Origin of the sequence: Leucobacter luti (assembly GCF_019464495.1) — a bacterium.
GTDB lineage: Bacteria > Actinomycetota > Actinomycetes > Actinomycetales > Microbacteriaceae > Leucobacter > Leucobacter luti_A.
The window spans coordinates 790,272-803,857 of the sequence record NZ_CP080492.1; the positions used below are offsets into that span (position 1 = coordinate 790,272).

The 13,586-nt window shown below is 66.0% G+C and carries 10 protein-coding genes and 1 pseudogene; 5 read left to right on the forward strand and 6 right to left on the reverse strand.

Annotated elements, in window-relative coordinates; genetic code table 11:
• Nucleotides 1–238: 238 nt before the first annotated feature.
• Nucleotides 239–310, reverse strand: a pseudogene (locus K1X41_RS16080) (alpha-ketoglutarate decarboxylase); the annotation flags it as partial.
• The gene (locus K1X41_RS03560) at nt 307–942 is read right to left on the reverse strand and encodes a sigma-70 family RNA polymerase sigma factor (protein ID WP_279388394.1); all 636 of its coding nucleotides are present in this window, start codon (nt 940–942) and stop codon (nt 307–309) included. The gene K1X41_RS03560 and the pseudogene K1X41_RS16080, both read right to left, overlap by 4 nt.
• 83 nt (nt 943–1,025) lie before the next feature.
• Here K1X41_RS03560 and aroA point away from each other — a divergent pair, with 83 nt between their 5' ends.
• From aroA to bcp, 3 genes are all read left to right on the forward strand, one after another.
• On the forward strand, nt 1,026–2,528 hold the full coding sequence (gene aroA / locus K1X41_RS03565; RefSeq protein ID WP_220175335.1) for a 3-phosphoshikimate 1-carboxyvinyltransferase: 1,503 nt from the start codon (nt 1,026–1,028) through the stop codon (nt 2,526–2,528).
• Nucleotides 2,525–3,586 carry a ribosome small subunit-dependent GTPase A gene (gene rsgA, locus K1X41_RS03570; RefSeq protein ID WP_133616203.1) on the forward strand — a complete coding sequence of 354 codons (1,062 nt, stop codon included), beginning with the start codon at nt 2,525–2,527 and terminating at the stop codon, nt 3,584–3,586. Before aroA ends, rsgA begins: the two co-directional genes overlap by 4 nt.
• Nucleotides 3,587–3,654: 68 nt before the next feature.
• Nucleotides 3,655–4,137, forward strand: a complete 483-nt coding sequence (gene bcp / locus K1X41_RS03575) for a thioredoxin-dependent thiol peroxidase (RefSeq protein WP_220175336.1) — start codon at nt 3,655–3,657, stop codon at nt 4,135–4,137.
• A 30-nt stretch (nt 4,138–4,167) separates the two neighbouring features.
• On the opposite strand, the gene K1X41_RS03580 is transcribed toward bcp, so the two are convergent.
• Nucleotides 4,168–4,581: a hypothetical protein gene (locus K1X41_RS03580; protein ID WP_220175337.1), complete on the reverse strand. Its 414-nt coding sequence runs from the start codon at nt 4,579–4,581 to the stop codon at nt 4,168–4,170.
• A 194-nt stretch (nt 4,582–4,775) separates the two neighbouring features.
• Between K1X41_RS03580 and K1X41_RS03585 the strand changes: the two genes are divergently transcribed.
• On the forward strand, nt 4,776–5,024 hold the full coding sequence (locus tag K1X41_RS03585) for a WhiB family transcriptional regulator (RefSeq protein ID WP_010156721.1): 249 nt from the start codon (nt 4,776–4,778) through the stop codon (nt 5,022–5,024).
• Between the two features lie 393 nt (nt 5,025–5,417).
• On the opposite strand, the gene argG is transcribed toward K1X41_RS03585, so the two are convergent.
• The 3 genes from argG to K1X41_RS03600 form a co-directional block, all read right to left on the reverse strand.
• Nucleotides 5,418–6,839, reverse strand: coding sequence for an argininosuccinate synthase (argG, locus tag K1X41_RS03590; RefSeq protein ID WP_133616200.1), 1,422 nt, complete (start codon nt 6,837–6,839; stop codon nt 5,418–5,420).
• A 686-nt stretch (nt 6,840–7,525) separates the two neighbouring features.
• On the reverse strand, nt 7,526–8,521 hold the full coding sequence (locus K1X41_RS03595; protein ID WP_220175767.1) for a malate dehydrogenase: 996 nt from the start codon (nt 8,519–8,521) through the stop codon (nt 7,526–7,528).
• An 8-nt stretch (nt 8,522–8,529) separates the two neighbouring features.
• Nucleotides 8,530–9,369, reverse strand: a complete 840-nt coding sequence (locus tag K1X41_RS03600; RefSeq protein WP_243642899.1) for an aldo/keto reductase — start codon at nt 9,367–9,369, stop codon at nt 8,530–8,532.
• Between the two features lie 97 nt (nt 9,370–9,466).
• On the opposite strand from K1X41_RS03600, the gene hrpA reads away from it, so the two are divergent.
• Nucleotides 9,467–13,516 carry an ATP-dependent RNA helicase HrpA gene (gene hrpA, locus K1X41_RS03605; RefSeq protein WP_220175338.1) on the forward strand — a complete coding sequence of 1,350 codons (4,050 nt, stop codon included), beginning with the start codon at nt 9,467–9,469 and terminating at the stop codon, nt 13,514–13,516.
• The last annotated feature ends 70 nt before the right edge of the window (nt 13,517–13,586 follow it).

Below are 13,586 nucleotides of genomic sequence, written 5' to 3' on the forward strand. Positions count from 1 at the left end.
GAAGCCGCGCGCTCGCTCAGGGCACGCACCGCGCGCGGCCAGAGCACGCACCGCGCGCCGCGAAACGTCGCTACGCGCGCAGACTCTTCAGGATCGCGTCGCGCAGATCCACGGGGGCACTGTCCTCCCGCTCATCTTCGCAGGCTCGACGTACCACCTCCGTGAGGCGCATACACACGCTCTCCTCGTTTTGACACCCGGGGCACGTCTGAATGTGTTCCCGGATCGGCGCGGACTCCTCCGCACACAGCTCACCACGCAACAGCTCGTAGAGGTTCGCTTTTGCTTTCTCGCAACCGCAGTCGCTCATTCCGCGTCTCCCTTCGCCGCTGTGGCAGCCTGTGTCTTTTCTTTCGTATTGAGTCCAACGCCCTGCTCTCTGGCGTATTCCCCGAGAGATTTCCGCAGCCGCGCTCGGCCACGGTGCAAGCGACTCATCACTGTCCCGATCGGGACCTCGGCAATATCAGCAATTTCCTGGTAGCTGAAGCCCTCAACGTCTGCGAGATACACGGCCATGCGAAAGTCCTCTGGCAGCGCGTTCAGCGCATCCGTCACCACGGTGTCCGGCGTACGGTCAATCGCTTCAGCCTCGGCGGAGCGCGACGACATGGCGGTCGTTGATTCCGCGCCACCCAGCTGCCAGTCTTCAAGCTCTTCCACCACGCCGAGGTAGGGCTCGCGCTGCTTCTTGCGGTACGTGTTGATGTACGCGTTCGTCATAATTCGATAGAGCCACGCCTTGAGGTTGGTGCCCTCCTCGAACGAGCGGAACGCAGCAAACGCCTTCGCGAATGTCTCCTGGACGAGATCCTGCGCGTCCTGCGGATTGCGCGTCATTTTCATTGCGGCCCCGTACATCTGGTCCAGCAACGGGAGCGCCTCGTCGGTGAAGCGGCGTTCAAGCTTCGCCTGATCTGCGGTATCAGTCACGCTCTCGATACTACTGGGAGGCACCCTGGCAGCCGCTGAGGCCCCGCGCGCGTTCCCAGATGCGGCCGAGCAGCCGGGTAGACTCGGTGGGGATGCTAGTAGGAAAAATGAACTCCGGCAAAGACGGCGACGAGGCACGCTCCGGCGAGAGCACTCCCGAAGAGGAAGCGCACTGGCCGGCTCCCACCGCCGCCGCGCCCATCGACGCTCGCGTCGCGCTGCCCGGCTCCAAGTCGCTCACGGGGCGCGAGCTCATCCTCGCCGCCCTCGCTGACGGGCCAGGCACGTTGCACGCGCCGTTGCACTCGCGTGACTCCGCGCTCATGGTTGACGCCCTACGCGACCTGGGAACAGGCATCACCGAGGTTTCGACCGATCACGTCTTCGGAGCAGATCTCCGCATCGAGCCCGCAGCGGAACTCACTGGTTCTACGAGCATCGGATGCGGGCTCGCCGGCACGGTCATGCGCTTCGTACCGCCCGTCGCAGCGCTCGCGCTCGGCCCGGTGGCGTTCGACGGGGACCTCTACGCGCGAAAGCGGCCGATGCGCCCGCTCCTCGATGCGCTACGCTCGCTGGGCGCCGATATCGCTGACGAGGGTCGCGGAGCACTCCCGTTCACCGTGCACGGCACCGGGTCGCTGCGCGGAGGCCGCGTCGAGCTCGATGCGTCACTGTCGAGCCAGTTCGTCTCGGCGCTGCTGCTGGCAGCCCCCAGATTCGACGAGGGAGTGCACATCGTGCACACGGGCTCCCGCCTCCCGAGTGTGCCCCACATCGAGATGACCCTGGCGGCGCTTCGTGCCCGCGGGGTTACCGCAGACTCCCCCGCTCCTGGCGAGTGGCGGGTCGCACCGGGGCCAATCCGTGCCCTCGATGCAGTGATCGAGCCAGACCTTTCGAACGCCGCACCGTTTCTTGCCGCTGCGCTCGGTGCCGGCGGGAGCGTGACCGTGCCGGGCTGGCCCGCCGAGACCACTCAGGTAGGCGACCAATTGCGCACGCTGCTCCCCGAGTTCGGTGCGCGGATCGTCACCCACGCCGACGGCTCGGTGACTGCGACGGGCGACGGCCCGATTCGCGGTGTCTCGCTACACATCCCCGAGGCAGGCGAACTCGCACCCACACTGATTGGGCTCGCAGCGCTGGCAGGACACGGATCAGACGGCAGCGACGGTGTGGTCAGCGAGATCACTGGGATCGGCCACATCAGGCACCACGAGACGGATCGAATCGCTGCTCTCGTCGCCGAAATTCGTGGGCTCGGCGGCGACGCTGAAGAACTCCCGGACGGAATCCGGATCAATCCTGCGCCGCTGCACGGCGGCGTCTGGCACAGCTACGCGGACCACCGTATGGCCACCACCGGAGCACTCATCGGCCTGGTGATCCCCGGTGTTGACGTCGAAGACATCGCGAGCACCGGCAAAACGCTGCCCCAATTCCCTGAATTGTGGCGTCGCATGCTCGGTCTGCAGTCTGAGCGCACAGCGGCCCCAGCGTTTGGCGGTTTCATCGAAAGCAGTGGATCCGAGCCGAGCGATCCGCTCGCGTTCGTCCTTCCGCCCAGCAGCGACACGCGGTTCTGGGCATGAGCTGGCTCACTCCCGACGACGAAGACGAAGATGTTCCCTACGGGGAATATGCCGATCACCGAGTGCGTGAACGCCCCAACCCGAAGGCGAACCGGCCACGCACGAAGCGCCGCCCCGATCACGACGATGCCGTCATCGGCATGGTCACCGGCGTAGATCGTGGCCGGTACGCAGTGCTCGTCCCGGAAGGCGCAGATCCTCTCGATCACGACGAACGCGAGGTGACAGCCGCCAGAGCGCGCGAGCTCCGCCGCACGTCGATCGTGATTGGCGATCGGGCGCAGCTTGTGGGCGACACCAGCGGTGAGGACGGCTCGCTGTCCCGCATCGTTGGTATCGAGGAGCGACGGACCATGCTGCGTCGCAGTGCCGATGACAGCGACCTCGTCGAACGCATCATGGTGGCGAACGTCGATCAGATGTTCATCGTCATCGCAGCAGCAAACCCCGAACCTCGGGTTCGCCTCGTTGACCGCTACCTGGTGGCGGCCTACGACGCCGGGATCCAACCCATCATCTGCATCACGAAAGTCGATCTGGCCGATCCCGAGCCGTTCCTTGCGCACTTCGCCGCGCTCGAAGTGCCCGTGTTCCGATCGGCTCAGGGCGATGAGCCACTGGAGCAGATTCGTGAAGCATTGGCTGGCAAAACGAGCGTCTTCGTTGGCCACTCTGGAGTCGGCAAGTCGACGCTGATTAACGCCCTCGTCCCGGAGGCGATGCGCGCCACCGGACACGTGAACGAGGTCACCGGACGTGGGCGGCACACGTCCTCATCATCTGTCGCTCTGCGTGTGCAGACGACGGGGTGCGCAGGTGGGGAGTCCGGCTGGGTGGTTGATACGCCTGGTGTGCGCTCATTTGGGCTCGGTCACGTCACGAGCGAAGGAATTCTGCGCGGGTTCACAGATCTAGCGGAACTCATCGACCGCTGTCCCCGCGGCTGCACACACCAGGACGACGCGCCTGATTGCGAGCTCGACGCCGCGATCGCGGATGGCAGGTTGGACGACATGGGTGCGCTGCGCGTCGAGTCATTGCGACGGCTCCTGAAGTAGCAGCTGGCCGGGGCGCTCCCGCAGCGCCCGGCTCGCAACGGCCCACGACGGGTCGCTAGGCTGGGTTCATGACTGAACGCGTGATTCTCGAGCCCGGACAGCCCGCCCCCGACTTCGCACTCCTCGATCAAGACGGAGTCACCCGCACACTCTCAGAGTTCCGCGGCGAACAGGTGATTCTGTTTGTGTATCCCCAGGCGATGACCCCCGCGTGCACGAAAGAGGCGTGTGAGTTCCAGGAGTCCACCACCCCGCTCGCGGCCGCCGGCTACCGCGTGCTCGGACTCTCCCGCGATTCGGTCGAGCGCCTGCGACGTTTCGCAGACCGTGACCAGCTGGACTATCCGCTTCTGAGCGACCCTGACACCGCGGTGCACGTGGCGTACGGCGCATACGGGGAGAAAAACAGTTACGGCCGCATCGTCGAGGGCGTGATCCGCTCCACATTCATCATTGATGCCGAAGGCCGGATCAGCCACGCGCTCTACAACGTCAAGGCCACCGGACACGTCGCCCGGGTGCTGAAGCTGGTCGGGGTGAGCGCAGGCTAAGCCCGCGCTGCTGCCCAAGGAACTGCTGCCCTAGGACTCGAGCGCCTCTGGCGCGTCTGGGCGCGCCAGAATGGCAGCAACGAACCCGGCGAAGGCAAGCACCAGCAGTTCAAGCCCGAGCGCGGTTTCCGGGCCGATGAGCCCCTGCAGAATTCCCGTTGCGGCGGCGAAAAGCAGCACGTGGATCGTGATCGATGAACCGCGTACCCACCCCCGCCGTCCCTTCCAGGCACCCCAGGCGGTGAGCGCGATCCAGCCCCAGAAGAGCACAGTGGCGAGCAGAAGCACAATCAGATCCCCGATCGGGTCGCCCTCCGCTCCCAGGATGCCCTGCAGCACGTTCCAGACGAGCCAGGCTCCGCCCACTGTTTCGAGCAGGAGGACGATCCGCAGTGCGATCCAGCCCGTACGTGTACGAACATGAGCGGCGGGTGTCGCGGTCATTTCGAGTCTCTTTCCAGGTAATTGCGGATTGACTATTGATTTGCATCTATATCCGTGAAACTATATATTCCGTCGAGTTTCGCGCACACCGACGTGAGCATTCTCAGCCACGTATCAGGTAACTATGGCGCGAATTCTAGACTATCCAGTCTCTGGTGATTCGCGCGTGTGCGTCGTACTAAGGAGAAACATAAATGGATTGGCGTGAACAGGCTGCGTGCCTCACTGTAGACCCCGAGCTCTTCTTTCCAGTCGGGAACACCGGTCCTGCAGTAGAGCAGATCGAGCGCGCGAAGTCCGTCTGCGCGCGCTGCACAGTGACAGAAATGTGCCTCCAGTACGCCATGGACACCGGGCAGGATTCCGGCGTGTGGGGCGGCCTGAGCGAGGATGAGCGTCGCGCTCTCAAGCGCCGCGCGGCACGCGCCCGCCGCGCTTCCTAAGCGGTTGTGTGAGTGGCCCCGGACCCGTGAGGGTTCGGGGCCACTGCTGTTTCCGCCCTCCGGTTCCGAGGCGAACATCCCTGCGGTCTCGCACGCGAGTTCCCGCCACACAGCCTGGCGTGGGAGAACGCATGCCCCGCTCCCCTGGCATGCAGGGGAGCGGGCGGGGCCACAGGGGCACCGGGCCACCGGGCCACCGGGCCACCGGGCCGCAACGCGACTGCACCACAGCGCGGGGCTACCGCAGGCACGACAGTCTGGGCACCGAGGGGCCTCACCCCACCCCACACCGCAGCCAGCACCCCGCGCGCAGCATGTGCGCACGCGAGTGCCCACGAACACCACAGCCCCGCACCTGCGACAGGTGCGGGGCTGTGGTGTTCGGCCAGAGCCTTAGTCGGTGCCGGAGTCGAACGCGGCCGACAAGCCCAGCTCGTCAGCATTCTCGTCGATCCCGGTGACGGCCTCAGCGATCTCAGCCGCGCCACCCTTTTCGAGTTCACCCACGAGATCAGCAACCGCGCCGCCCACCATGCCCATCTGGGCGTACTGCTCGAGGCGCTGACGTGAGTCTGCAATGTCGAGGTTGCGCATGGTGAGCTGACCGATTCGGTCCTCCGGGCCGAACGCGGCCCCCACGGTGCGCTCCATGGAGAGCTTCTCGGGGTGGTAGCTCAGCGCAGGCCCCTCGGTGTTGAGGATCGTGTAGTCGTCACCACGGCGCAGGCGCAGCGTCACCTCACCCGTAATTGCGGATCCCACCCAGCGCTGCAGCGACTCGCGCAGCATGAGCGACTGCGGGTCAAGCCAGCGGCCCTCGTACATCAGGCGACCAAGCTTGCGCCCGTCTGTGTGGTAGCTCGCGAGGGTGTCCTCGTTGTGGATCGCGTTCACGAGGCGTTCGTACGTAATGTGCAGCAGGGCCATTCCTGGAGCCTCGTAGATGCCCCGGGACTTGGCTTCGATGATGCGGTTCTCGATCTGGTCGGACACACCGAGGCCGTGGCGGCCGCCGATCGCGTTCGCCTCAAACACGAGCGCGACGGGATCGGTGTATTCCACGCCGTTGATCGCGACAGGACGGCCGGCCTCGAAGCGCACCGACACTTCCTCGGTCGCCACGTCGACGTCGTCGCGCCATGCGGCAACGCCCATGATCGGCTCGACCACGTCGAGCCCAGCGTTCAGGAATTCGAGCGTCTTCGCCTCGTGGGTGGCACCCCAAATGTTCGCGTCCGTCGAGTATGCCTTTTCAGTTGCGTCTCGGTAGGGGTAGCCGCGCTCGACGAGCCACTCACTCATTTCATGGCGGCCGCCCAGCTCACGCACGAAGTCAGCGTCAAGCCACGGCTTGTAGATCCGCAGCGCGGGGTTCGCCATGAGACCGTAGCGATAGAACCGCTCGATATCGTTGCCCTTGTACGTGGATCCGTCGCCCCAAATGTCGACGCCATCTTCCTTCATGGCGCGTACGAGCAGGGTGCCGGTCACGGCGCGGCCGAGCGGCGTCGTGTTGAAGTACGTCTTGCCGCCTGAGCGAACGTTGAATGCGCCAGTCTGGAGCGCAACGAAGCCCTCTTCGACGAGTGGACGCTTGGCATCAACGTGGCGCGCGATCTCGGCGCCGTACTCCTTGGCACGATCGGCAACGCCATCAATATCGGGCTCGTCATACTGCCCGATGTCAGCGGTATAGGTGCAGGGCACAGCGCCCTTTTCGCGCATCCACGCGACCGCGCACGAGGTATCGAGACCACCGGAGAAAGCGATGCCGACGCGCTCGCCAACGGGAAGAGAAGAAAGAACCTTGGACATGCTCTCTATCCTAGAGCGCCGAACGCGGTGCCCGCGCCACAGGGCACTGTCTCGGCCTCTCTCCTGGCTCACCCCCGCGCCTCTTGGGCGCCCCACACCAGGCGAGAGATCGCGTCAATTCCCCCGCAACGCCCCACGACAGCACGTGGAATGTGGGTTGGGTCGCGCACACAGGGAGCACTTGGGAGCCCGCAGCTTCCAGCCCACTCGGTCCCTCTCGGGTACGTCGTGTGACGCTGCGGGAACCCATTCGGAACGCTGGAGAGCACAGCGCGTCCGGAGTGCACGTCGCCAGAAGCGACACCGCAGCTCCTGCTCCTGCACCTGCGCGTCCCCGGCGAGGAGACTGGGCCAGTTCGAGCCTGCTGCCAGGGGAAGCGCGAGTGCGAGACGTGACCACAGGCGTGCAGAACGCCGCTTTATTCTCGCGCTCACGAGGGACGGTATCCGAGTCGAACTGTATGTGTGGCGAACCGTGTCCGAGTCGACCCGCGTCCGAGTCGATCCGCGTCCGAGCCGACCTGTATGCGTGTGGAGCGGGGGTCGACGGTAGATGCGGCCGCATCTGAGCGATTCCTGGTGCGGAATGTCGCAACCGACGGGATTGCTTCCGCGTGAGCGGCCCTCAAGAGGACCCCCAGCACTCAGATTGCAGGCTCGCCTCTCCGGTCGACCCCCTCCGAAATCTACTCCGCCGGAATCAGCCCCATTGCGGCTACCTGATCCCGCTCGGCGGCAAGCTCCGCCACCGAAGCGTCGATCTTGGCGCGCGAGAACGCGTCGATCTCGAGCCCCTCGACCACTCGCCATCCGCCGTCAACGGCGTGCGCCGGGACCGAAGCGATCAGGCCCTCTGGAATGCCATACGCTCCGGTGGAGGGCAGAGACACCGAGGTCCACGCCTCCCCCGTGCCGAGCGCCCAATCGCGTACGTGATCGATCGCGGCGTTCGCGGCTGACGCGACCGACGATCCGCCACGGACCTCAATGATCTCGGCGCCACGATTTGCGACGCGTTCGATATAGGCGCCGCGACCCCAGGTTTCGCCGACCACGTCGAGCGCAGCACGTCCCGAGATCGTGGCGTGGCTGAGATCCGGGTACTGCGTCGTGGAGTGGTTGCCCCAGATCGTGACCCCCGAAATGTCCACGACCCGGGCGCCGGCGCGCTCGGCGAGCAAGCCAACCGCGCGATTGTGATCCAGCCGGGTGAGCGCGGTGAAGCGTTCCGCTGGTACGTCGGGAGCATTGCGCTGCGCGATGAGCGCATTCGTGTTCGCCGGGTTGCCCACCACGAGCACGCGCACATCATCTGCGGCGTGTTCATTGATCGCGCGGCCCTGCGGCCCGAAGATGGCGCCGTTGGCCGCGAGCAGGTCCGCGCGCTCCATCCCGGCCGTGCGCGGGCGCGAACCAACGAGCAGCGCGACATTTGTGCCAGCGAAGCCCTCGTCGGGCGTGGTCGAGATATCGATGCTGGCGAGCAGCGGGAACGCCCCATCGATGAGCTCGAGCGCAGCGCCCTCCGCGCCCTTCACGCCCTGCGGGATCTCGAGCAGCCGCAACGCGACAGGCTGATCCGCGCCGAACATCGCGCCGGATGCGATCCGAAACAGCGCGGCGTAGCCGATCTGCCCGCCCGCTCCGGTCACCGTGACGGTGATTGGCTGCGTTGCATTCATCGCGGTCATCAGTTTGCTCCGTATTCGCGCGGGTTCGGACCGTAGTTGCGGCCCGCCTCAAGCGCGGTGACGAACGCGTGCTCCGTCTCCGTGAGCTCAAAGTCGAAGAGATCAGCGTTTTCGAGCATGCGCTCGCGGCGGCTCGTCTTCGGGAAGATGATCGTGCCGTTCTCAATATGCCAGCGCAGCACCACCTGGGCGACGCTCTTGCCGTGTGCTTCGGCGACCTCGACAAGGCGCGGCTGCGTCAGCAGGTCGCTCTTGCCCTGCGCAAGCGGGCCCCATGCCTCGATCGCGATGCCGTTCCCTCGGCAGAAGGCGGTGAGTTCCTGGCGCTGGTGCTCCGGATGCAATTCAATCTGGTTCACCGCGGGGAATTCACCGGTCGCTGCGATGATTCGTTCCAGGTGTTCGACCTCGTGGTTGGAAACGCCTGCGGCCGTGGTGAGCCCAGCCTCGCGGAGGTCCAGCACCTGCTCCCACGCGGAAACGAAGGTGTCCTGACTCGGCACTGGCCAGTGCACCAGGAAGAGGTCGACTCGATCCAGCCCGAGCTTGCCGAGGCTCTCTTCAAGTGCGGCGCGCGCATCCCCCTGGCGGTCGTTCCAGAGCTTCGTGGTGACAAACAGCTCCTCGCGCGGGATTCCGCTCTTCGCGATCGCGGCACCGACCTCCGCCTCGTTGCCATAGATCGCTGCGGTGTCGATGTGGCGGTAGCCCACCTCAAGCGCCTCAGCGACGACCCGTTCAGTCTCGCCTGGCTCCACCAGGAACACCCCGAGACCCACCTGCGGGATCTGGGTGCCGTCGTTCAGTTCAATGTTCGGAATCGGCAGTGCAGTGCTCAATGTACTCCCCCGTGTGGGTCGCGGTTCAGACTCGGACATTCGGCAGTCTACGCCCGCGACCCCACGCTGCCTGATCACCTGAAAGAATAGAGGGATTATGTCGAATCCCGCAGTACGCATCGAGTTCCCAGAGGAGCTTCCGGTCTCGCAGATGCGGGAGGAAATCGCGGACGCGATCCGCGACCACCAGGTCGTGATCGTCGCGGGAGAGACCGGCTCAGGCAAAACCACGCAGCTTCCCAAGATCGCGCTCACCCTCGGCCGCGAACGCATCGCCCACACCCAGCCGCGCCGGATCGCGGCGCGCACGATTGCTGAGCGCATCGCCGAGGAGCTGGGCTCCGAGCTCGGCGGCCTGGTCGGGTATCAGGTCCGATTCACAGACAAAGTTTCGGCCGATACGAAGATCCGCCTGATGACCGACGGGATCCTCCTCAACGCGATCCACCGCGACCGGGATCTCACAGCGTACGACACGATTATCATCGACGAGGCGCACGAGCGCAGCCTGAACATCGACTTTCTGCTCGGCTATCTTCGGACGCTGCTGCCGCGCCGCCCGGATCTCAAGGTCATCATTACTTCAGCAACGATCGACCCCGAGTCGTTCGCGAAGCACTTTGAAGATCCCCGGACGCAGGTGCCGGCCCCGATCATCGAAGTCTCCGGCCGCACGTTCCCCGTCGAAATCCGGTATAGGCCGCTCATCGAGCGCGTCGAGGTCCCCGATCCCAAGGGCGGCGCTCCGAAAGTGCGCACCACGGAGCGCGACATGTTTGACGGGATCGGCGACGCGGTCGACGAGCTCGCGAAGGAAGCGCCCGGCGATGTGCTCGTATTCCTTTCGGGTGAGGCCGAGATCCGGGATGCCGCCGATGCCTTGAACGGCCGCCTGCGCGCCCAGAATCGAGCGGCGCGCACGGAGATTCTGCCGCTGTTCGGCCGCCTCAGCGCGGCCGAACAGCACCGCGTGTTCGAGCGCCGCAGCGGCGCGAACGCTGGCTCCAGGCGTATCGTGCTCGCCACGAACGTCGCGGAGACGTCACTGACGGTGCCGGGCATCCGCTATGTGGTGGATGCGGGCACAGCGCGCATCTCCCGCTACAGCGCCCGCAGCAAAGTGCAGCGGCTCCCGATCGAGGCCGTCTCCCAGGCGAGCGCCAATCAGCGCTCCGGCCGCTCGGGTCGCACGAGCCCCGGTATCGCGATCCGGCTCTACAGCGAAGAAGACTTCGCGTCGCGCCCCGAGTACACCGAGCCGGAGATCCGGCGCACAGGGCTCGCCTCCGTGATCCTGCAGATGCTCTCGCTGGGCCTCGGTGACATCGCGGGCTTCCCGTTTCTCACTCCACCCGACCAGCGCGGGATCGCCGACGGGATCGGGCTACTCACCGAGCTCGGTGCGGTCACGCCCGAGACGGGCGGCGGCAAACGAGCTCGAGCCGGCGGCGAGCGCGGCAACCGCTCCGGTGCGACCCACCGCATCACGAAGATTGGCCGCGAGCTGTCGCGGCTCCCGATCGAACCGCGGTTCGCGCGCATGGTGGTCGAGGCGCGCAACCACGACGTCGTGCCGCAGGTGCTCGCGATTGTGGCGGGGCTCACGATCCAAGATGTGCGCGAGCGTCCCCAAGCGGAGCGCGGCCGTGCTGACGAACTGCATGGACGGTTCAACGACCCGCAGGGCGATCTGATGACGCTGCTCAACCTCTGGAACTATCTGCAGAAGGAGCAGCGCGAGCGGTCCTCAAGTGCGTTCCGGCGGTTGTGCAAGGCGGAGTATCTGAACTTCCTACGTGTGCGCGAGTGGATGGACCTGTACCGCCAGATTGCGCGGATCGCGGGTGTGAAGCGCGGAGACGGGCGCGGGTCAGAATCTCGTGCTGCTGGATCTGGCACTACAGGATCCGGCCCCGCTGGATCCGGCGGCGACGCCCGAGCCGACCTCAGCTCCGAATCCGGCGGGGCCAGCGAGCCGATCCACCGCTCAGTGCTTGCCGGCCTGCTCTCGCAGCTCGGAGTGCGCGATGACAAGCAGGATCGCACCCCGCCGCAGGGCCGGGGTGTTGCCGGCGCAGCAAAGCGGAAACCGTCACAGGAGTACGTCGGCTCGCGCGGTACTCGCTTTGTGCTGTACCCGGGGTCGGTGCTCTCGAAGCGGCCACCCGAGGTCATTATGAGCGTCGAACTCGTCGAAACCTCTCGCCTGTTCGCGCGCTCGAACGCCGTGGTCGATCCCGCGTGGGCTGAAGAGCTCGCTGGCCCACTCGCGAAGCGGCAGCTGTCCGAGCCACGGTGGGAGAAGAAGCAGGGCGCCGCCGTCGCGTATGAGCGCGTCACGCTGTACGGTGTGCCGATCGTGGATCGCCGCCGCGTGCAGCTTGCGCGATTCGACCCGGTGCACGCGCGCGAGCTGTTTATTCGGCACGCGCTCGTCGATGGCGACTGGGAATCGCCGCAGGCCTTCGACCGGGCGAACCGGCAGCTGCGGCGCGAGCTGGAGCAGTTGGAGGAGCGCACGCGCCGCCGCGATATCGTCGGCGACGACGACGCGGTGTTCGAGTTTTACGACGCGAAGATCCCGGCCGACGTGAACTCCACGCGGAGCTTCGAAGGCTGGTGGAAAAAGCAGCGCCTCACCGATCCAAACCTGCTGCACCTGAGCCGCGCCGACCTGTTAGAAGACGAAACCCAGCAGGCCGACGAGAGCGAGTATCCGCGGCAGTGGCAGCACGGCGACCAGTCGTTGAAGCTGCGCTACCGTTTCGACCCCACGGCCGAGGACGACGGAGTAACGGTCAACGTGCCGTTGCCGCTGCTCCCCCGGCTCGACGGCACCGATTTCGAAAAGCTCGTGCCTGGCTTGCGGCAGGAACTCGTCACCGCCCTGATCAAGACGCTTCCGAAGGCAATCCGGAAGCACGTCGTTCCTGCCGGCGACTGGGCGCGCACGCTCCTCTCTGCCGTCGGCCCGCAACTCGATGCGCCCGTGCCGGCAGGGTCCCAGCCGCCGCAGCTCACCGCACTGCTGGCCACCGAGATCCGGCGCCGCACCAGCGTGCCCGTCTCTCCGAATGATTTTGATCCGAGCAGGCTGCCCGCGCACCTCACCCCGACGTTCCGAGTGATTGATGCGCGCGGCCGCACACTCGGCACGAGCAAAGATCTAGGCGAACTGAAATCAGCGCACAAAGAGCAGGCAACGCAGGGCATCGCGAAGGTCGCTGCCGCAGCGCTTCCCAAGAGTGACTTGGAGAAGTCCGGGGTGACCACCTGGGACTTCGGGGATCTGCCGCGCCACGTGGATACCGCGTACGCCAAGGACCGCACGGGCGGGGCTGGCGTGGTGCGCGCGTATCCCGCGATTCGGGATCGCCGCACGAGCGTTGATCTCGTGCTCGTCGCCGACGAGGCCGAGCAGGCACGCCTCTCGCGGCGCGGGATCCGACGCCTTCTTGCACTCAGTTCGCCATCGCCCGCGAGCTATATCCGTTCGCACCTGTCAAACCAGGAGAAGCTGCTGCTGGGCGCCGGGCCGTATCGCTCGCTCGACCAAGCAATTGCGGACGTCTCGCTCGCGGTGTCTGATCGCGTCATCCAGCGCTACGCCCCTGACGGGCTCGTGTGGCGCGCAGACACCTTCGAAGCGATCGCGAACGACTACGCGCGATCGCTCATCGATGACATCTACGCGGCGATCGCGTTGACGGCGCGCGTGCTGGACGGCGTGCGGCTCGCGCGCAAGGCGATCGATGCGGCGAAGTCGATCCAGGTGCTCGGGCAGGTGGCCGATGCGGCGCAGCAAATCGACGGGCTCGTGTGGGCGTCGAGCTCAGACGGCTTCGTCTCACGCACCGGGCTCACGCAGCTCGAGCGGATCCCGGTCTACCTTGAGGCGATCCAGCTGCGCATGCGCGGGCTCACTGAGAACTCGGGCCGCGACCGTGCGTGGCAGAACGAGGTCGACCGGGTGCGCGAGCTCTTCGCGCAGGCCGGCGGCACGATCCCGCTTCCGGACCAGGCACCGCAGCAGCTGGTGCGCGCGCGCTGGCTGATCGAAGAGCTGCGCGTCAGTTTGTTCGCGCAGCAGCTGCGCACCGCGGAACCCGTGTCGGCGCAGCGGATCCAGAAGCTACTGGCCGGGTAGAGGTGGCGTGCTGCGGCAGGAACCCCGCGCCACTGACCCCCAAGTGAACTACTGACCCCCGATTTCACTT

What these genes read in the sequence shown, in the direction of transcription:
- aroA (WP_220175335.1), top strand. Translation starts at nt 1,026, where the DNA reads ATGCTAGTAGGAAAAATGAACTCCGGCAAAGACGGCGACGAGGCACGC.
- rsgA (WP_133616203.1), top strand. Translation starts at nt 2,525, where the DNA reads ATGAGCTGGCTCACTCCCGACGACGAAGACGAAGATGTTCCCTACGGG.
- bcp (WP_220175336.1), top strand. Translation starts at nt 3,655, where the DNA reads ATGACTGAACGCGTGATTCTCGAGCCCGGACAGCCCGCCCCCGACTTC.
- K1X41_RS03580 (WP_220175337.1), bottom strand. Translation starts at nt 4,581, where the DNA reads ATGACCGCGACACCCGCCGCTCATGTTCGTACACGTACGGGCTGGATC.
- K1X41_RS03585 (WP_010156721.1), top strand. Translation starts at nt 4,776, where the DNA reads ATGGATTGGCGTGAACAGGCTGCGTGCCTCACTGTAGACCCCGAGCTC.
- argG (WP_133616200.1), bottom strand. Translation starts at nt 6,839, where the DNA reads ATGTCCAAGGTTCTTTCTTCTCTTCCCGTTGGCGAGCGCGTCGGCATC.
- K1X41_RS03595 (WP_220175767.1), bottom strand. Translation starts at nt 8,521, where the DNA reads ATGAATGCAACGCAGCCAATCACCGTCACGGTGACCGGAGCGGGCGGG.
- hrpA (WP_220175338.1), top strand. Translation starts at nt 9,467, where the DNA reads ATGTCGAATCCCGCAGTACGCATCGAGTTCCCAGAGGAGCTTCCGGTC.